The organism is Novosphingobium sp. LASN5T, assembly GCF_003856955.1.
GTDB lineage: Bacteria > Pseudomonadota > Alphaproteobacteria > Sphingomonadales > Sphingomonadaceae > Novosphingobium.
Genome location: NZ_RQSI01000011.1, coordinates 115,088 through 133,733, shown reverse-complemented (window position 1 = coordinate 133,733; position 18,646 = coordinate 115,088). Strand labels below are relative to the sequence as shown.

The 18,646-nt window shown below is 64.7% G+C and carries 18 protein-coding genes and 3 tRNA genes; 6 read left to right on the top strand and 15 right to left on the bottom strand.

Going from position 1 to position 18,646, the window contains the following annotated elements; genetic code table 11:
- Nucleotides 1–94: 94 nt before the first annotated feature.
- Together EH199_RS09785 and EH199_RS09780 are read right to left on the bottom strand one after the other, a co-directional pair.
- Nucleotides 95–1,543, bottom strand: a complete 1,449-nt coding sequence (locus EH199_RS09785) for a strawberry notch-like NTP hydrolase domain-containing protein (protein WP_370449680.1) — start codon at nt 1,541–1,543, stop codon at nt 95–97.
- A 75-nt stretch (nt 1,544–1,618) separates the two neighbouring features.
- Nucleotides 1,619–2,515: a toprim domain-containing protein gene (locus tag EH199_RS09780; RefSeq protein ID WP_124809060.1), complete on the bottom strand. Its 897-nt coding sequence runs from the start codon at nt 2,513–2,515 to the stop codon at nt 1,619–1,621.
- Between the two features lie 124 nt (nt 2,516–2,639).
- On the opposite strand from EH199_RS09780, the gene EH199_RS09775 reads away from it, so the two are divergent.
- Entirely contained in the window at nt 2,640–3,296 is a 657-nt protein-coding gene (locus tag EH199_RS09775; RefSeq protein WP_124809059.1) for a lytic transglycosylase domain-containing protein, read from the top strand.
- A gap of 54 nt (nt 3,297–3,350) precedes the next feature.
- Here EH199_RS09775 and EH199_RS09770 read toward each other — a convergent pair whose 3' ends face one another.
- From EH199_RS09770 to aspS, 7 genes are all read right to left on the bottom strand, one after another.
- Nucleotides 3,351–4,604 (bottom strand): integrase arm-type DNA-binding domain-containing protein, encoded by a 1,254-nt coding sequence (locus EH199_RS09770; protein WP_124809058.1) that lies wholly within the window; start codon nt 4,602–4,604, stop codon nt 3,351–3,353.
- A 177-nt stretch (nt 4,605–4,781) separates the two neighbouring features.
- A tRNA-Met gene (locus EH199_RS09765) sits at nt 4,782–4,858 on the bottom strand.
- 119 nt (nt 4,859–4,977) lie between these two features.
- A complete protein-coding gene (locus EH199_RS09760) occupies nt 4,978–5,538 on the bottom strand; it encodes a 2'-5' RNA ligase family protein (RefSeq protein ID WP_223806588.1) in 561 nt (186 codons plus the stop codon).
- A complete protein-coding gene (mltG, locus tag EH199_RS09755; protein ID WP_124809056.1) occupies nt 5,525–6,505 on the bottom strand; it encodes an endolytic transglycosylase MltG in 981 nt (326 codons plus the stop codon). The genes EH199_RS09760 and mltG overlap by 14 nt, the downstream gene beginning before the upstream one ends.
- Nucleotides 6,506–6,549: 44 nt before the next feature.
- The gene (fabF, locus tag EH199_RS09750) at nt 6,550–7,806 is read right to left on the bottom strand and encodes a beta-ketoacyl-ACP synthase II (protein WP_124809055.1); all 1,257 of its coding nucleotides are present in this window, start codon (nt 7,804–7,806) and stop codon (nt 6,550–6,552) included.
- Nucleotides 7,807–7,998: 192 nt separating this feature from the next.
- Nucleotides 7,999–8,235, bottom strand: a complete 237-nt coding sequence (locus tag EH199_RS09745) for an acyl carrier protein (RefSeq protein WP_028657713.1) — start codon at nt 8,233–8,235, stop codon at nt 7,999–8,001.
- A 118-nt stretch (nt 8,236–8,353) separates the two neighbouring features.
- Nucleotides 8,354–10,135 (bottom strand): aspartate--tRNA ligase, encoded by a 1,782-nt coding sequence (aspS, locus tag EH199_RS09740; protein ID WP_124809054.1) that lies wholly within the window; start codon nt 10,133–10,135, stop codon nt 8,354–8,356.
- A 142-nt stretch (nt 10,136–10,277) separates the two neighbouring features.
- Here aspS and rnd point away from each other — a divergent pair, with 142 nt between their 5' ends.
- Together rnd and EH199_RS09730 are read left to right on the top strand one after the other, a co-directional pair.
- Nucleotides 10,278–11,489: a ribonuclease D gene (gene rnd, locus EH199_RS09735; RefSeq protein ID WP_124809053.1), complete on the top strand. Its 1,212-nt coding sequence runs from the start codon at nt 10,278–10,280 to the stop codon at nt 11,487–11,489.
- A gap of 4 nt (nt 11,490–11,493) precedes the next feature.
- Entirely contained in the window at nt 11,494–12,390 is an 897-nt protein-coding gene (locus EH199_RS09730; protein ID WP_124809052.1) for a hydrogen peroxide-inducible genes activator, read from the top strand.
- A 21-nt stretch (nt 12,391–12,411) separates the two neighbouring features.
- Here EH199_RS09730 and pgsA read toward each other — a convergent pair whose 3' ends face one another.
- The gene (gene pgsA, locus EH199_RS09725) at nt 12,412–13,005 is read right to left on the bottom strand and encodes a CDP-diacylglycerol--glycerol-3-phosphate 3-phosphatidyltransferase (RefSeq protein ID WP_124809051.1); all 594 of its coding nucleotides are present in this window, start codon (nt 13,003–13,005) and stop codon (nt 12,412–12,414) included.
- 232 nt (nt 13,006–13,237) lie between these two features.
- On the opposite strand from pgsA, the gene EH199_RS09720 reads away from it, so the two are divergent.
- On the top strand, nt 13,238–14,560 hold the full coding sequence (locus EH199_RS09720) for an MFS transporter (RefSeq protein WP_124809050.1): 1,323 nt from the start codon (nt 13,238–13,240) through the stop codon (nt 14,558–14,560).
- Nucleotides 14,561–14,582: 22 nt separating this feature from the next.
- Here EH199_RS09720 and EH199_RS09715 read toward each other — a convergent pair whose 3' ends face one another.
- Nucleotides 14,583–14,828, bottom strand: coding sequence for a hypothetical protein (locus tag EH199_RS09715; protein WP_124809049.1), 246 nt, complete (start codon nt 14,826–14,828; stop codon nt 14,583–14,585).
- Between the two features lie 79 nt (nt 14,829–14,907).
- On the bottom strand, nt 14,908–15,345 hold the full coding sequence (locus EH199_RS09710) for an EVE domain-containing protein (RefSeq protein ID WP_223806587.1): 438 nt from the start codon (nt 15,343–15,345) through the stop codon (nt 14,908–14,910).
- A gap of 61 nt (nt 15,346–15,406) precedes the next feature.
- Between EH199_RS09710 and EH199_RS09705 the strand changes: the two genes are divergently transcribed.
- On the top strand, nt 15,407–16,345 hold the full coding sequence (locus tag EH199_RS09705; protein WP_124809048.1) for an isopenicillin N synthase family oxygenase: 939 nt from the start codon (nt 15,407–15,409) through the stop codon (nt 16,343–16,345).
- Nucleotides 16,346–16,418: 73 nt separating this feature from the next.
- On the opposite strand, the gene EH199_RS09700 is transcribed toward EH199_RS09705, so the two are convergent.
- The 3 genes from EH199_RS09700 to EH199_RS09690 all read right to left on the bottom strand — a co-directional run bounded on the left by EH199_RS09700 (nt 16,419) and on the right by EH199_RS09690 (nt 17,087).
- Nucleotides 16,419–16,494 (bottom strand) — tRNA-Lys (locus EH199_RS09700).
- Nucleotides 16,495–16,518: 24 nt separating this feature from the next.
- A tRNA-Ala gene (locus EH199_RS09695) sits at nt 16,519–16,594 on the bottom strand.
- A gap of 175 nt (nt 16,595–16,769) precedes the next feature.
- Entirely contained in the window at nt 16,770–17,087 is a 318-nt protein-coding gene (locus EH199_RS09690) for an FYDLN acid domain-containing protein (RefSeq protein ID WP_124809047.1), read from the bottom strand.
- A 232-nt stretch (nt 17,088–17,319) separates the two neighbouring features.
- On the opposite strand from EH199_RS09690, the gene aroA reads away from it, so the two are divergent.
- Nucleotides 17,320–18,645 (top strand): 3-phosphoshikimate 1-carboxyvinyltransferase, encoded by a 1,326-nt coding sequence (aroA, locus tag EH199_RS09685; protein ID WP_124809078.1) that lies wholly within the window; start codon nt 17,320–17,322, stop codon nt 18,643–18,645.
- Nucleotide 18,646 lies beyond the last annotated feature (1 nt).

The window sequence follows — 18,646 nt, the reverse complement described above, 5'->3', positions numbered from 1 at the left end:
GGCCTTGGTCGGCGATTTTTTCAAGGAGGGTTGGGGCTTCATCTTCGTTCCTTCGTCACTACGACGAAGCCCCAACCCTCCTTAAATCACAACCTCAAATCTGTGCCATTGGCGCTGACGGGGGACAGCCTTGCCGGTAGACCTGACCTTCTGCTGACGCCTTGAGCGAACAGCCCTTGTCCTCGGGCTCGAACCGGCCGGGAAGATTGCGGGCGTGAGCGCTGGCGGCGTAGATCAGGGTCTCTGCCTGGGCAGCAGAAAGCAACCCCTTGGCGATAAGCCCGTCGGGCAGCTGCGGCACCGCGTCCGGCTTGGGTGCCGAGATCGACCCCATGGCGACGGACTCGACGAGCGGCGTTGGATGCTCGGCCGCGCCATCGATCACGATCCGGCTGGGGCGATAGGGCAGATAGTGGCCGACCTGTGCCTCAAGCGGCGCAGTGGTTGCGAGCGCCTCGTAGGTCAGCGCGCCGATGGTCATTGACGCAGCTCGAGTGATCGTTCCAGGGGCCGGGATCGGTCGGCGTGGCGCGGCTACCAGTCGGAACGGCGAACGAGTTGGAAGGCTCGATTGTTCGGTTGCGGTCTGCCTGCTGTCGCGAGCAGGCAAGGCATCGACAAGATCGACCAGCTGGCGGAACTCGTTCGTGCGAATAGCGACGGGCTCGTTGGAGCTTTCTACCTTGTCGAAAACCAACAGTCGCGTGGTGATCCCGGTGCCGTTCCTGATGAAGGCACGTTCGACCGCAGCATTGAGCCGCAGCGACACCGGCCCCTTCACCCCGGCCAGAAACCGCGCGCAATCGAACCATTCGGGCATGATCGCGACAAGCCGCCCGCCGGGGCAAAGCCGGTTCCAGGCTGATCGCAAATGCCTCGCCCCGGTGCGGCCATCGTGGCCCCGCTCGATCCCGTGAGAATACGGCGGGTTCACCAGCACGACGCTCGGGATGATGGCGGGATCGAGCAATTCGTCGATCAGCTCGGCATCATGTCCGGTCACGCGGGCAGCCGGGAACACAGCAGTCAGGCAGTCGCGGCGCAGCGGCGAGATTTCGTTCAAGGCAAGGCGCGTACCGGCTTTGGTCGCCCAGACTGCGAGCATGCCGGTACCGGCCGAAGGTTCGAGCATGAGCTCATCGGGTATCAACCCACAGGCCCGTGCGGCAAGCCAGGCGAGGCGCGGCGGCGTTGCGAATTGCTGCCATACGATCTGCTCGTCGCTGCGATTGGTCTGGGTCGGAATTCGGTCATCGAGGCAGCAGAAGAACTGATCCGCCTCGTCGATCGGGGTTGAGAGCTGGATCTGATGGAACGCTTGCAGGTATTGAACCTGCGCCAGCTCGAGCGCAGCGTGAGCATCACGGATTGACCATGCCCCGAGTGCATCGGTTCCGCCGAAGTGGTCCGTCATGATGCGGTTGATGTCGCTGCGCGAAAGCGCGCTGCCTGCTGCCAATTGCAACGCCATTGCGTTGGCTGCCGTCACGACAAGCGGCGGAGATGGTGGATCGAATGCGAAGGCGAGGGAAGAGTTGGACATGGGAAACCTCCTGACGAGGTCCTGCGTCTCGCAGGCCTCAATCAGCCGAAGGCCCCCTCCCCTCTGGCTCGCTGATCAGGTTTTCCGAGCGAGCCTCGCCTTGAGTTCATCGTTCCAGTCGAAACCGGTCGATGCTGGCGCTCGCGAGCGGATCACACGGCCCGATGCAGAATAAGCCTTTCGCGCGCGCTGATCCGCGAGTTCGCCTCCCGGATCATTGTCGATGAACAAGTGGAGCTCGCGCACACTCTCCGGGATCGCGACGAGGCCGAACCGCTCGTTCCCGAGCGTTGCCCAGCAAGGAATCCCCGACAACTGCATGGCTGACAGGGCGCTTTCGATACCTTCGGCAAGGCCCAATCGGCCCGCTGCTGGCGGGGCCAGTCTGACAGCACCGCAGCCGAGGCTTCCCAACGCTCGCTTGGGACGCTCGAAACCTGCCAGCTTGCCACTCGCGGTATCGAGAAACGTCCTGTGTATCGCGATTATGCCGATGTCAGCTGTAACTGCCGCCAACATTGCAGGGAGGAACTGGACTGCACCACGTGGTCCGAGCGGCGTGCGCTCGAGATAACGGAGCTGATCAGAGGCACGCGAAATCCCGCGCAGCGCGAGGTATCCTTCGGCAGGGCTGTCGGAGATCGCCGTCGCCGAGTGCCACAAACGCCGCGCGTTGGAATTGAAGGCCCTTTTTTCCAGTCGATCAGCTGCCACGGCACCAGAGCCATCGAACAGGTCACGGCTGCGAACACCCTGGCGGTCCAGTGCCGCAATCACATCCTCATTCGAGCATCCCGCGAAGCAATGAAACAGAATCGCCTTTCTTCCCAATGTAACGCTCAATGAGGGAGTTCGGTCGTCATGCGCCGGGCAGCAGCACATGCCTTTGCCCCGACTCCATGTCCCCTGAAGGCTTTCGACGATGGTGCGGGCGCGGCGTTCGAGTTGATGAGCTCTGTCTAACGGGGGCATCGACCTACTCCGGTTGAGGTGCCATCCCCGTGCAGCCTCCGCTCTGCACCAGCGCCAAACCATTTTCCTACTTCACATGTTCTTTATATGTTCTCACTCGATTCGGCTATACAAGGATCGAGAAATGACAATGAAAGCTATCTTGGTCGCAAGCTTCGCGATCACCTCTGCTACCTCCGCCAGAGCCCAGGATTTGTCCGCGCCGGCCACAATGGAAGCCCCCGCCAGCCACTCTGAAGGCATCCGGATTGCTGAAACATCGAACGGCTTCCAGCTGGTCGAGCATGGGCTCTGGCGGTCCACCCGGGACGGCCCGGCATCTGTTCTCACTGTGCCACATAATGGCCGGGTCAACCTGCCATACAGATACGAACCCGAGACCAAACGTGGCCCGTCCGATTTCAGGCGAGCAAGCTACCTACCCCACATCTATGCGGCGGAAGCAAAGTACTCCTTGCCCGCGGGCCTGCTCGATGCGCTCGTATGGACAGAATCCCGATATAACCCCTTTGCGGTCAGCCCAGCAGGTGCAGCAGGTCTCGGACAGCTGATGCCAGCAACGGCAAAAGAACTCGGGGTCTTCAATCGCTTCGATCCTATGGCCAACATCTTCGGCGCTGCGCGGTATCTCCGGCAGATGCTCGACAGGTTTGGCGTGGTCCACCTGGCCGTGGCGGCCTACAATGCTGGGCCAGGGGCAGTCGAACGTGCAGGCGGCATTCCCCGAAATGGCGAAACGCCCGGATATGTCCGCGACGTCCTGCGTCACTGGCAGTTTTGATACGAACTGCGTCGAATGCCATTTGATCAGATTGAACGCTTCTCCTGACGGGCGTCACGCGGCGCGCTTTCGCCCTTTCCTGATGTCGAGGACCTTTCGCCCATCGAGGAAGTCAGCCCAATCCTGCATCATTCGCCGGCGGGGCGCGAGATACTCCGCCGCGTTGTAAGCTCCCCGGACATCATCCTTCTCTGAATGAGCGAGCTGCAACTCGACCCAATCCTCATGGTACTTCCGGATCCACATCGCCGGCTTGCCAAATTCAACCAATTGCTCGTTCGCCCAGGTGCTGGCGAGGCCTCGAAAGCCGTGGATGGTCTGGCGACTATGATATCCAAGGCGGTAAAGCGCATAGATCATCGTGTTTTCAGACAACGGCTTGTCTGGGTGGGTCCCGGGAAATAGGTAATCACCGGTCGCCGCCGATACCATTTTTCTAGCAATGAGTACGGCCTGGGCTGAAAGTGGAACGAGGTGTTCGCGCCCCATCTTCATGCGCGTAGCCGGAATCCGCCAAACGGGTTCCGTACCATCGAGATTTTCAAATTCGGATTTGACGGCCAGTCGAAGCTCTTTTGTCCTGACCCAGGTCAGCAATGCGAATAGTACTGCATCGCGGGTGATCGCCGAGCGCCGGTCACCTTCCTCTTGATAGGCTCGCAGCTTTTCGAGGAACGCAGGTATTTCCAACAGAGGAAGGCGGCTCATGTGCTTCACCCTGGGCCGAGGCTTCAGAGCGCCACTAAGGTGAGCAGTGGGATCGCTGGATGCCAGCCCGCAAGCAATCGCGAACTGAAAGACCTGCCCTACCCCTTGCTTGGCACGCCGACTGATATCGAGCGCGCCTCGTATCTCAATCCTGCGGATCATCTCCAGGACCTCGGGGGCAGTGATCTCGTGGATCAGCCTCTGTCCTAGGGAGGGGAACACGTCCCGCTCCATTCGTGACCAGACACGTTCGGCATGTGCCGGATTCAATGCCGACTGGCGGTTCTCGTGCCAGCGTTTCGCCACCATGTAGAAGGTGTCACCGTTCTCCGATATCACCTCCCCCTTGGCCTTCATTGGATCCTTGCCCTCGGCAAGGAGCGCCTTGGCCGCTTTGCGCTTGTCCCGGGCGGCGGCGATCCCCAACGCCGGATAAGCGCCAAACGACAGCAACTTCTCCTTGCCTGCAAATCGGTATTTCATCCGCCAAAGCTTCGTGCCGTTCGGCTGGACGAGCAGGAACAAGCCCTCGCTGTCGGCAAGCTTGTACGCTCGCTCGCGTGGCTTTGCATTCTTGGCTTGAGTCTCCGTCAGAGGCATGGGGGTATCGCTCCTTTCCGATACTCCGCAAAACTACCCCCAAAATACCCCCACACCAAATCTGGCTGCATGTGGAAAGCCATGGGCGCATGCGGACGCGAATCACCCGCAACCCTCTGCTTTTCTTTCGATTTTTGGAAAAATGCGGAAGCTGTCGGAAGCTTCCGGATAAGGGATTGGTAGCGGAGGAGGGACTCGAACCCCCGACACGCGGATTATGATTCCGCTGCTCTAACCGGCTGAGCTACTCCGCCCCATCGCGCGATCGCAGGGGATCGCTCGGCAGGCCGCGCTCTTAAGCGGGGAGCCGCGCGGGGTCAACAGGGGAAACACAGGGTGGAACAAGTTTCTGGACCGGTGTTCCCGTACCGTTTTATCGCCCTCGCCCGCGGAAGGAGCACTGCGCGACGCCCTCCCACGGACCGCCCCTGTAACGGTGCAACGCCAGCCCTGCGAAGCGGAACGCGCGCGGGTGGAAACCCGCCTCCAGCGCGGTCTGCAGCGACCGCGCCGCCGCGCGTTCGACCTTGTTCTGGACGGTGACGTGCAGTCGGGGGCGATGGCTGTCCTGCGCGGTCAGCAGGCCGTGGAAATGCTCGGCGATGTCGTCCCGCAGCGCCAGCAGCGGCGCACACTCGATGGCAAAGGCCGTGCCCTTGCCCAGGTCCATCACGCCGGAAAGCCGGGCCTCTGGCGGCGCATGGTCCGCGCAGACGCGCGCCAGCAAAGCCCGTGCTTCCTCCTCTGCAAAAGGCGGAAGCGCGTGGAACAGCGTTACGTGCGCGGCCAGGAAATTGCGCTCGGGCGGAAAATGGGCACGCCGCAGGCGGTCGAGCCACGCTTGTTCGGCCGGCGGCAGCGTGGCGGTGACGATCAGTGGGGAGCGCCCGGCCGGCGCCCCTGCCCCCGCCTCGTCCGCGTCAAAGCTCTCCACGTTGCCGCCGCAGCGCGAACCACTTGGCGACGTTGGCGTTGTGCTCCTGCAGGGTGGACGCGAAGACATGCCCGCCCGTGCCATCCGCCACCATATAGATCGCTTCGGTCTTCGCCGGGTTCAGCACCGCCTCGATCGAGGCGCGGCCGGGGTTGGTGATCGGCCCCTTGGGCAGGCCGACCATGGTGTAGGTATTGTAGTCGTTGACCGCCTGGATCTCCGACTGGCGGATGCGGCGGCCCAGCGGCTTGCCCTTGGTGATCGGGTAGATGATCGTGGGGTCCGCCTGCAGCAGCATCCCCTTGCGCACGCGGTTGGAATAGAGCCCGGCGACCATGCCCCGCTCGGAAGGCTTGCCCGTCTCCTTCTCCACGATAGAGGCAAGGATCACCGCGTCGCGCGGGGTCTTGGCCACCGTATCGGGCGATCGCTTCGCCCACAGCTCGGCCAGCGTCTTGTCCATCGCCGCCTGCATCCGCTTCAGCACCGCCTCGCGGCTCTCGCCACGCTGGAAAGCATAGCTGTCGGGCAGGACCGAGCCTTCTTCCGGCACGGCGACCCTGCCGGTCAGCAGCGGCTGGTTTATCAGCCGCTCGTAGACCATGATCGACGGCAACCCTTCAGGCACGGTCACCATCCGGCGGATGGTGCCTTCGGCGCCCTGCAGGATCTTGAGGATTTCCGAAGCGCTGGCATGGCGCGGCAGCAGGAATTCGCCGGCCTTGATCGGCTCGTCGCTGCCGAACAGCTTGGCATGGGCGCGGAACGAGGAGGCCGAGGGGATCGCCCCTTCCTTTTCCAGCTTGGCCGAGATGCTCCACAGCGCCACGCCATCGGGCACGACGAAGGTGGTGTCCTTCGCCAAGGGTCCAGGGCCGTACCACGTGTAGAAAAAGCGGCCGACCGCGAACAGCAGCACCGTCGCCACCACCAGCGCCAGCAGCCAGGCCTTGCCGCGAAACATCATCTTCCGGCTCCCGGCTTTGCCGCGGACGCCACGCCGACGCCTGCTCAGACCGCTTTCACGATCAGGCTGGCGTTGGTGCCGCCGAAACCAAAGCTGTTGTTGAGCGCCGCGCGCACCGTGCGCTTCCTGGCATGGTGCGGCACAAGGTCCACGCCCTCGGTCCCCTCGTCGGGATTGTCGAGGTTGAGCGTCGGCGGCACGATCTGGTCGCGGATGGCGAGGATGCAGAAGATCGCTTCCACCGCGCCCGCGCCGCCCAGCAGGTGGCCGATGGCGGACTTGGTGCTGCTCATCGAAGCGCCGCCCAGATCATTGCCCAGCACGCGCTTCACCGCGCCCAGTTCGATCGTGTCGGCCATCGTCGAGGTGCCATGGGCGTTGACATAGTCGATGTCGCCCGGCTCCATCCCCGCCTTGCGCAGCGCCATGCGCATGGCCAGTTCCGCGCCCTTGCCTTCCGGGTGCGGCGCGGTGACGTGGTAGGCGTCGCCCGACAGGCCATAGCCGACGACTTCGGCATAGATCTTCGCGCCGCGCGCCTTGGCGTGCTCGTACTCTTCCAGCACCACCACGCCCGCGCCCTCGCCCATCACGAAGCCGTCGCGGTCCTTGTCATAGGGGCGGCTCGCCTGTTCGGGGCGATCGTTGTAGCTGCAGTTCAGCGCGCGCGCCTGCGCGAAGCCGGCCACGCCCAGCGGGTTGATCGTGCTTTCCGCACCGCCCGCCAGCATCACGTCGGCATCGCCGTCCTTGATCATCCGGGCCGCGTCACCGATCGAGTGCGCGCCGGTGGAGCAAGCCGTCACCACCGCGTGGTTCGGCCCCATCAGGCCATACTTGATCGAGACCTGGCCCGAGATCAGGTTGATCAGCCGCCCGTGGACGAAGTGGGGAGAAACCCGGCCCGGTCCCTTTTCGTGCAGGACGATCGATTCGCTTTCGATGCCCGGCAGCCCGCCGATGCCCGACCCGATCGAGCAGCCGGTGCGCTGCTTCAGATCGTCATCCATGTCGACAAGGCCGGCGTCTTCCAGCGCCTGCCCGGCGGCGTCGATGCCATAGACGATGAACGGATCGACCTGGCGCTGGATCTTGTGATCGACGCGCTTGCCTGGGTCGAAGCCGTATTCGTGATCCGCCGGCTTCACTTCACAGGCGATCAGGCACTTCTGACCCGTCGTATCGAACTTCGTGATCGGCCCCGCACCGGATTTGCCGGCCAGCAGGTTTTTCCACACGGTTTCAACGTCGGCTCCCAGCGGAGTGACGAGGCCCAGTCCGGTTACGACCACACGACGCATGATATTCTCCGAAACTTCCATTCGCGGCCCTGGCCCATCGCTGGCCTGGCACTTTCACGCACAACAGGCCCAGACCCCTTGCGGGCTGAGCCTGTCGAGGCCCCGTCCTTCACTTTCCGGCCGGGAGTCCGGGGAAAAAGGACAGCCCTTCGACAAGCGCAGGGCAGACGGGGGTAATCTGTAAGAGCCTGATCAGCCCTTGTTTTCGTCGATGTACTTGATCGCGTCGGAAACGGTGGAGATCTTCTCCGCCGCGTCGTCCGGGATCTCGACGCCAAATTCTTCCTCGAAGGCCATGACCAGCTCGACGATGTCGAGCGAATCGGCGCCCAGGTCGTCGATGAAGCTGGCGTCTTCGGTGACCTTGTCGGCCTCGACGCCGAGGTGCTCGACAACGATCTTCTTAACGCGGTCGGCGGTATCGCTCATAAATGCCCCTTCGAAGGAAAGCGGTTGGTTTTTGTTTCGGCTTTCGCCCTAATGTGCGGATTGCTGGCTGGCAAGTAGGGCGTGAACGGCGATGCCGCAAGCACCCCACGGCCCGCCGTCATCCCTTTGACGGTTCCACCACCCGGATATGCAGTTCGCGCAGCTGCTTGAGGCCCGCCGGCGAAGGCGCGCCCATCAGCAAATCCTCCGCGCGCTGGTTCATCGGGAACAGCGAGATTTCGCGCAGGTTCTGCACGCCGCAGATCAGCATGACGATACGGTCCACGCCGGCGGCCATGCCCCCGTGCGGCGGCGCGCCATACTGGAACGCGCGGTAAAGGCCGCCGAAACGTTCCTCGACGTCCTCCTTCGACAGGCCGACCAGCTCGAACGCCTTGACCATCGTTTCGGGCGACTGGTTGCGGATCGAGCCGGACGCGATCTCGTAGCCGTTGCAGACGAGATCGTACTGGAAGGCGTTGATCGTCAGCGGGTCCTGCGTGTTCAGCGCCTCCAGCCCGCCCTGCGGCATCGAGAACGGGTTGTGGCTGAACTCGACCTTCTTGTTCTCCTCGTCCCATTCGTAGAACGGGAAATCGACGATCCAGCACAGCGCGAACCGGTCCTTGTCGATCAGGCCGAGCTGTTCGCCCACGCGGTTGCGGGCAAGACCCGCGAGCTTGGCCGCCTGGTCTTCCTTGCCGGCCGCGAAGAACAGGCCGTCGTCCGCCCCCAGGCCAAGTTCGGCATAGAGCTTCTCCATGCCTTCCGTGCCGTGGTTCTTGGCGATCGGACCGCCGAATTCGCCGCCCTTGCGGGTAACGTAGCCAAGCCCGGCAAAGCCTTCGCCCCGCGCCCAGTCGTTCATGTCGTCGAAGAACTTGCGGCTCTTGTCGGCCGTGCCCGGCGCCGGAATGGCGCGAACCACGCCGCCCGTGCCCACGATCTTCTCGAACAGGCCGAACCCGGACTGGGTGAAGTGCCCCGAAACGTCGGTAATGAGCAGCGGGTTGCGCAGGTCCGGCTTGTCCGAACCATACTTCAGCATGGCTTCGCTGTAGGGGATGCGCGGGAACTCGCCGATCGGGGTGACCGGGCGTCCTTCCGCAAACGCCTCGAACACGCCGCCGATCACCGGCTCCATCGTTTCCCAGACTTCTTCCTGCGTCACGAAGCTCATTTCCAGGTCGAGCTGGTAGAACTCGCCCGGCAGGCGGTCGGCGCGCGGGTCCTCGTCGCGGAAGCACGGGGCGATCTGGAAATAACGGTCGAAGCCCGCCACCATCAGCAGCTGCTTGTACTGCTGCGGCGCCTGCGGCAGCGCATAGAACTTGCCGGGATGGATGCGGCTCGGCACCAGGAAGTCGCGCGCGCCTTCGGGGCTGGAGGCGGTGAGGATCGGCGTCGAATATTCGGTGAAGCCGGCCGCTTCCATGCGCCGGCGCATGTCCGAAATGACCTTGGTGCGCTTGACGATGTTGGCGTGCAGCGTTTCGCGGCGCAGGTCGAGGAAGCGGAACTTGAGGCGGATGTCCTCCGGATATTCCTGTTCGCCGGCCACCGGCAGCGGCAGCTCCTCCGCCGCCGCCAGCACCGTGGCGGACCGGGCGAAGACCTCGATCGCGCCGGTCGGCAGGTTCGGGTTGACGGTGCCTTCGGCGCGCGCCTTCACTTCGCCATCGATCGTCACCACGCTTTCCACGCGCAGCCCTTCCAGCAGCGGCAGCGCCGCGCTGTCGGCATCGGCGACGATCTGCGTCATGCCATAGTGATCGCGCAGATCGACGAACAGCACGCCGCCGTGATCGCGCTTGCGATGGACCCAGCCGGAAAGGCGAACCACCTGGCCGACATGCTCGCGCGAGAGGGCGCCGCAGGTATGGGAACGGTAAAGGTGCATCGAAGGTCTTTCCAATCGGTCTGCAATAAGGCAGGGGGATATGCGCGGCTAACAGGCGATAGCCGTCATTTTGTCAAGCCGAGGACCCGCACGGGTCCATCCACAGGCCCCCGAAGGGGACGGGGTCAAAAAGAAAAGATCGATGAAGATACATTCGCTGATCACCACCACCGACGCTCTCGCCGCCTTGTGCGAACGCCTCGCGAAGTCCGATTTCGTCACCGTCGACACGGAATTCATGCGCGAGAACACCTATTGGCCCGAACTCTGCCTGGTGCAGATCGCCAATACCGAGGAAGCCGCCGCCGTCGATCCGCTCGCGCCGGGAATCGACCTTTCCCCGCTGCTCGACCTGCTGGTCGACAACGAGGAGGTGCTCAAGGTTTTCCACGCCGGTGGGCAGGACGTGGAAATCATCTACAACCTCACCGGCAAGACCCCGCACCCGATCTTCGACACGCAGATCGCGATGATGGCGGTCAGCCAGTCGGAACAGATCGGCTATTCCAACCTCGTCGAAAGCTGGCTGGGCCTGTCGATCGACAAGGGCGCGCGCTTCACCGACTGGTCGCGCCGGCCGCTCACCGAACGGCAGATCGAATACGCGATCGGCGATGTCACGCACCTGTCGAAGATCTTTCCCAAGCTGCTCAAGCGCCTGATCAAGACCGGGCGCGGCGAATGGCTCGACATCGAGATGGAAAAGCTGGCGGACCCGGCCAACTACAAGTCCGATCCGCAGACCGTGTGGCAGAAGATCCGCCCCCCCAGCCGCAACCCCGCGGTCCTTGGCCGGATGCGGGCCATCGCCGCCTGGCGCGAGGCCGAGGCGATGGACAAGAACATCCCGCGCGGCCGCATCATGCGCGATGAAACGCTGGCCGACATCGCCAGCCACCCCCCGCGCGAACAGCACGAACTCGCCAAGGTGCGCGGGCTTTCGAGCGGATGGAAGGACAACGAGATCGGCCGCCGCCTGATGCAAACGCTCGCCGAGGCGAAGCCGCTGACCGAAGCCGAAATGCCGCCCAAGGCGCCGCGCGGCGCGCCGCTGGGCAAGGAAGGCGCGCTGGTGGCCGACCTGCTCAAGCTGCTGCTCAAGATTCGCAGCCGCGAGATCGACATCGCCGCCCGCCTGCTGGCGCGCAGCGACGATCTGGAGGCGCTGGCCGCCGGGCAGCGGCGCAATCTGCCGATCCTGGAAGGATGGCGCTTCGAACAGTTCGGGCGCGACGCGCTCGATCTCGTCGAGGGCAAGCTGGCCTTCGCGGTCGTCGGCGGCAAGCTCAAGATGGCGCACATCGACGACATCGGCGGCGGCAGCGCGGCCGAACCGGTCGCGCATATCGACTGAGCGCATGTCCACCTACCTGCCCACGCTCAAGCAGCTCCAGTATCTCGTCGCCCTGCACGAACACGGCCACTTCGGCCGAGCGGCGGATGCGTGCTTCGTCTCGCAGTCCACGCTTTCGGCTGGCCTGCGCGAACTGGAAACGCTGCTGGGCGTGACGCTGGTCGAACGCACCCGCCGTGTCGTGCGCTTCACGCCGCTGGGCAACCAGGTCGTCGCCAAGGCGCACCGCCTGCTGCGCGAGGCGGAGGAGTTGTCCGAACTCGTCCAGTCGCACGGCGCGCCGCTGGCCGGCGAACTGCGCATGAGCGTGATCCCCACGATCGCGCCGTTCCTGCTGCCGCGCATCCTGCCCCGCCTGCGCAAGGAACGCCCGCAACTGCGCCTGTTCCTGCGCGAGGAGCCGAGCGCGGCGGCGATCGAATCGCTCCACCACGGGCGCGCGGACTGCGTGCTGCTGGCCCTGCCCTTCCCCACCGGCGAGGTGGAAGCGGAGCACCTGTTCAACGACCGGCTCTATGTCGCCTTCCCCAAGGACGATCCGCGCGATCCGCCGGCCAGCGTTCCGCCCAGCATCATCGACGAGAATCGCCTGCTGCTGTTGGAGGACGGGCACTGCCTGAAGGAACACGCGCTGGCCGCGTGCAATCGCCCGGAACTGCGCGCCAGCGCAACGATGATCGGCACGTCGCTGCACACCCTGGTGCAGATGGTCGATAACGGGCTGGGCCTGACCATGCTGCCCGAAATGGCGGTCGAGGCGGGCATTCTCCACGATACCGAGATCGTCGCGCGCCCGCTACAGGCCGACCATGCCTGGCGCGAGATCGCGCTGGTCTGGCGCAAGAATTCGCCGCGGGGCGAAGAGTTCAGGCTGCTGGCGCAGGAGCTGCGGGCCGGCTGAAACGACGCCGGCTGACCAGCGTCAGTCCATGTGCTTGAGGCCCACCCGCAGATAATCCCACCCGGTCACCAGCGTCAGCGCGGCCGCGCCCCACAGCGTGGTGAGCCCCACGGTGTGCGGCAGGTTGAAGGTGAAGCCGCCCAGCGTCGCCGTCCAGCCCGGCAGCGCCCCGCCCAGGATCAGCGCGCCCAGCGACACCATCTGGAACGTCGTCTTCCACTTGGCGAGCTTGGACACCGGCACCGAAACCTGGATGCCGCCCAGAAACTCGCGCAGGCCCGACACGGCGATCTCGCGCAGCAGGATCACCAGCCCCGCGATCACGTGCATGTCGCCGACATAAGGGCCGGTCAGCACGCCCTGCGCGGTCAGCACGAGGATGACCGCCGCCACCATGATCTTGTCGGCGATGGGATCGAGGAAGATGCCGAGCTTCGAGACCGCCCCCTGCGCCCGCGCCAGATAGCCGTCGAAATAGTCGGTGATGCCCATCAGGCAATAGACCGCGAAACCGATCCCGTAGCCCAGCGGCCAGCGGGGGAACCACAACAGCGCGGCTAGCACCGGAACGGTGACAATGCGCGACAGCGTCAGGATGTTGGGCAGCGTCAGCATCACCCCTGCCATACGATGCTCTGCCGCAACGCGAAACCTCCAGTCCTGAATTTTCTGACGTCACGGAAACATCACGCGAAACTGCAACGAGGCGTGGCCCGCAACGGGACACCCGCGTGGCCACCGGTGCCGGAATTGCCTCCGGCCTGTGTGAAAACATGCGTTTGCCCCTTGCCCGCACCGGTCTTGGCGGTAAGGGTCTGCGGCGAACGGGGATGCTTGGCCAGAAAGTATGACGACATCGACGCATCTCATTCATACGCGCCGGTTTCTGCCCTTGTTCGTCACGCAGCTGCTGGGCGCGTTCAACGATAATCTCTTCAAGAACGCGATGGTGCTGTACGTGGTTTACAGCATCTACAACTCCGAAGCGGAAGAGGCGCGCTTTTCCGCGATAGCCTCGGCACTGTTCATCCTGCCGTTCTTCCTGCTTTCGGCGCTGGCCGGGCAACTGGCCGACATGCGCGACAAGGCGCGGATCATCCGCATCATCAAGTTCTGCGAAATCCTGATCATGCTGGCGGGCGGCGCCGGCCTGGTGCTGGCATGGAAGGGCATCGCCATCCACACCGCCGCCATTCCACTGATGCTGGCCGCGCTGCTGGCCATGGGGGTGCATTCCACCTTTTTCGGTCCGATCAAGTACGCGATCCTTCCGCAGCACCTGCACGCCAACGAGGTGCTGGCCGGCACCGGACTGGTCGAAGCGGGCACCTATCTCGCGATTCTGGCGGGTACGATCCTGGCGGGATGGATTCCGGTCGAATGGGCCGCAGGGGGCGTGATCGTCACCGCCATGATCGGCTATCTCGCCGGCCGGCAGGTTCCCCCGGCAGAGCCGCTGATTGCCGCGCAACCGCTCGATTACCACATCTGGCGTTCCTCGCTAACGCTCATCCGCAACACCACCCGGCACCGGCGCGTGTTTCTGGCGATCATGGCGATCAGCTTCTTCTGGACGATCGGCGCGGTGCTGTTCATCCAGTTCCCCCCGCTCGCCAAGAACGTGCTCAGCGCCAGCAAGGAAGTGGCCAGCCTGTTCCTCGTGGTGTTCTCGATCGGCGTCGCCATCGGCTCGGTTTCGATCAACGCGCTGCTCAAGGGGACGGTATCGGCACGCTATTCGCCGTGGTCGGTGATCGCGATGGGCCTGTTCATCGTCGCCTTCCACTTCGTTTGCCGGGCCTGGACGCCGCCCGAGGACGGCCTGCTGATGAACGTCGGAACCTTCGTCCATCATCCCATGGCGGTGCCGCTGCTGCTTTCGCTGCTCGGCATCGCGGTGGCCGGCGGCATGTTCGTGGTGCCGCTCTACGCGTTCCTCACCACCGTGGTCGACAAGTCCGAAACCGCGCGCACGATCGCGGCCAACAACATCGTCAACTCGGGCGCGATGGTCGTCGGCGCAGCGCTGGCGGCGGGCCTCAGCGCGGCCAAGGTGGCGCTGATCGACCAGTTGCTGCTGGGCGCGGCGATGTGTCTGGTATCCGCCTGGCTTGGCCAGTTGCTCTACGCGGCCGAGCGCGCCTGCGCCGATGAGGTTTCGCCAGCCTGACCCGGCACGGCCGTCCGCCCGGTCAGGCGATCCACGCCATGATGGCGACGACGCAGGCGCAATAGGCGATCAGGAAGTCCTTGACGTCCTGCCGGGTGATATGGCGCGGATCGACCGGTTTCGAACGCAGCTCGGCACGGCGCATCGCTTCCAGCACTTCCGGCTCGAACACTGGCAACGCGCGGAGAACCCGCGCCGGCAGGCGTCGCCGGAACGGATGACCGGATGTTTTGCGAAGACCGAACTGGGGGCGAAGCGACGTTTCCATGACGCCGCTTTAACGCCTTGTTCACCACTGTGATCCCCGGTTCAGCGTCGCTTTTTGGCACAGTGCCGGAGCGGGACAGTTATGCGGTGGCGGCTTCCGACATGGCGATGATCCGCGCCCATTCGTCCGGCTTCACCGCCGACACCGACAGGCGCGATTGCCGGATCAGGTCCATGTCGGCCAGTTCCGGCGTGGCCTTGATCTGCTTGAGCGTGACCGGGTGCTTCAGTTTTTCGACCGGCTTGACCTTGACCGCGGCCCACTTGCCCTCCGGATCGGTCGGGTCGGTGATGCCGCCCTTGCTGATGGTGATCACGCCCACGATCTCCAGCCCGATGTTGGAGTGGTAGAAGAAGGCGAGATCGCCTTCCTTCATCGTGCGCAGGTTCCGCGCGGCCAGATGGTTGCGCACGCCGTCCCACGTCCCCTCGCCTTCGGCAACGAGATCGTCCCAGCTATAAGCGTCGGGTTCCGACTTCATCAGCCAAAGCGCCATCCCATCCTTGATTTTGATCATGAAAGCCTTCCGCAAACCGGGTATGCGGGCCTCATAACCGCAATTTGCGCACAGGAATATCATGAACCTCGAAACTTTGCCGGTGCTCTCGCTCGCCAGCGATCCCGCCGCGCTTTCCCGCGATCTGGGCGAAAGCTTCCAGACTTTCGGCTTCGCCATGGTGCGCGACCACGGCATCGATCCGGACCTGATCGGTCGGGCGTGGCGCCTGACCGAAGCCTTCTTCGCGCTGCCGGAGGAGGAGAAGCGCTCGTACTTCCTCGATGGCCTTGCCGGCGCGCGCGGCTATACCCCGTTCGGCGTGGAAATCGCCAAGGGCGCAAAGGCGCGCGACCTCAAGGAGTTCTGGCACGTTGGGCGCGACCTGCCGGCGGGCCACCCGCTGGCCACCACGTCGATGCCGCCCAACATCTGGCCGACGCGGCCGGAAGGCTTCCGCGAGACGTTCGAAGCGCTCTACGCCGCGTTCGACCAGACCGGCGCGCGCATCCTGGCGCGCATCGCGGTGTGGCTGGGGCTGGATGAAAACTGGTTCGATCCTGCCATCGCCGACGGCAACTCGGTCATGCGCCTGCTGCACTATCCGCCGGTGCCCGATGCCGAAGGCGGCGCGATCCGCGCCGGCGCGCACGAGGATATCAACCTGATCACCCTGCTGCTGGGCGCGGAAGAAGCGGGCCTCGAACTGCTGACCAAGGATGGCCGCTGGATCGGCGTCTCCCCGCCTGACGGCGCGCTCGTCGTCAACATCGGCGACATGCTGCAGCGCCTGACCAACCACGTGCTGCCATCGACCACGCACCGCGTCCGCAATCCGGAAGGCCCGCGCACCGCGTTCAGCCGCTATTCTATGCCCTTCTTCCTGCACCTGCGCAGCGACTTCGCCTTCCGCACGCTGCCCCAGTGCATCACGCCGGAGAATCCGGACCGCTATCCGGTATCGATCACCGCCGACGATTGCCTGCAGGAACGCCTGCGCGAAATCGGCCTGAAGAAATAGGTGGGGCGGCGCGGTCGGTTCATGAAGGACCGATCGCGCACGGGCTTTATGTGATGTTGGACCGGTAGGGGGATGGTGGACGCACTAGGGCTCGAACCTAGGACCCGCTGATTAAGAGTCAGCTGCTCTACCAACTGAGCTATGCGTCCATTCCCGTCATCGAAACGGGGGGATGGTGGAGCCGAGGGGGATCGAACCCCTGACCTCTACAATGCCATTGTAGCGCTCTCCCAGCTGAGCTACGGCCCCACGGTATCCAGCGGAAACGCCCTGGGAGGCGCTCCGTCCGGCAGTTGCCCTGCCGGGAGCCGGGCCTTTAAGTGAGGCCCGCGCGGCTGGCAAGAGCAATTTTCGCCACCGCCGCAATTTTGTGACCGGAGCTTCCGGACCCGCAAAGTGCCGGGCCGGAAGCGCCAGCCGGAACTCAGTTTTCGTCGGCTTCGTCGTCGTGACCGGGCACGCCCAGGTCATCGTCGCCGCCCAGATCGACGTCGTTGTCGGGCGAATCGCCGTCCTCGTCGATATCCAGATCCTCGTCGGCCAGATCGACGTCGGCGTCGGCCTCGACCTTCTCCTTCTGGATTTCCTCATAGGGAATCGGCTGCTTGGACTTCAGCACCGGCTCGGGCTGCCAAGCGTACTTGCATTCGACGCAGGTGACCGGGTCCGCGTTGCCCAGGTCGTAGAAGCGGGTGCCGCACTTCGGGCAGGTGTGCTTGGCGCCCCATTCAGGCTTGACCATGAAATGTCCTCGATCTTGCCGGCGGCGGAAAGCCGCAGGCCGGAAACTTGTGCTTGATGGTTACCCGCGCCGCCAAAATCAAGCCACCGGGCACCAATCGGTCGCGCGCCTTGCCATAGCGCGATGGCGCTGTCAAAAGCCCGCGTTCGCAAAGGCCCCGGCCCCGCCCGATCCGCCCGATACCAAGACCCGCCAGGAAGACCCCGACGTGACCGCTGCCGATCCTGCGCAGATGCGCCCCCGCCGCTTCACCGCCACCGGCCCGCTGCGTGGCCGCATCCGGGTGCCGGGCGACAAGTCGATCAGCCACCGGTCGCTGATGCTGTCCTCGCTGGCGGTGGGCGAAAGCCGCGTGACGGGCCTGCTGGAAGGGGAGGACGTGCTGTCCACCGCCGCCGCGATGCGCGCGATGGGCGCGGACATCGAACGCACAGGCCCCGGCGAATGGCGGATAAACGGCGTGGGCGTTGGGGCACTGTTGCAACCGGCGCAGGCACTCGACATGGGCAATTCGGGCACGTCCACGCGGCTGCTGATGGGTCTCGTCGCCAGCCATCCGATCACGGCATGCTTCACCGGCGATGCCAGCCTGTCCAAGCGCCCGATGGGCCGGGTAATCACGCCGCTGTCCAATATGGGTGCGACGTTCACCGCCTATCCCGGCGGCCGCCTGCCGCTGATGGTGCAGGGCGCGGCGCCGGCGGTGCCGATCGCCTACCGCCTGCCCGTCGCCTCGGCGCAAGTAAAAAGCGCGGTGTTGCTCGCCGGCCTCAACACGCCGGGCACGACGACGGTGATCGAGCCGGTGCCGACGCGTGACCATTCCGAACGCATGTTGCGCGGCTTCGGCGCGGAGCTGACCGTCGAGGTCGACAGCGACGGCGCCCGCGTGATCCGCCTGCGCGGCGAAGCGGACCTGATGCCGCAGACGATCGACGTGCCGGGCGATCCTTCATCCGCCGCGTTCTTCGCGGTGGCGGCGCTGCTGGTGCCGGGGTCCGATCTGGTGATCGAGAACGTCGGGCTCAATCCCACGCGCGCGGCGCTGTTCGACGTGCTGCGCCAGATGGGCGGCAGCATCGAGGAACTGGATGCGCGCGACGTGGGTGGCGAACCGGTGGCCGACCTGCGCGTTCGCCATTCGCCGCTGACCGGCATCGCGGTCGATCCGGCAGTGGTGCCCAGCATGGTGGACGAGTTCCCCGTGCTGTTCGTCGCCGCCGCGCTGGCCAGGGGGCGCACGGTGACAACGGGGCTGGAGGAACTGCGCGTCAAGGAATCGGACCGCATTGCCGCCATGCGCGCGGCGCTGGAGCTGGCCGGCGCAACCGTGCGCGAGACCGAGGACGGGTTGATCATCGACGGCACCGGCGGCGATCCGCTGCGCGGCGGCGGCAATCATCCGGTCGTCACGCACCTCGACCACCGCATCGCCATGGCCATGGCCGTGGCGGGCCTGGCCAGCAAAGCCGGGGTCGAAGTGGATGACACCCGTCCCATCGCCACCAGCTTCCCCGCGTTCGAGGCGCTGCTGGCCGGGGCGATGCAGGCGGCGTGAT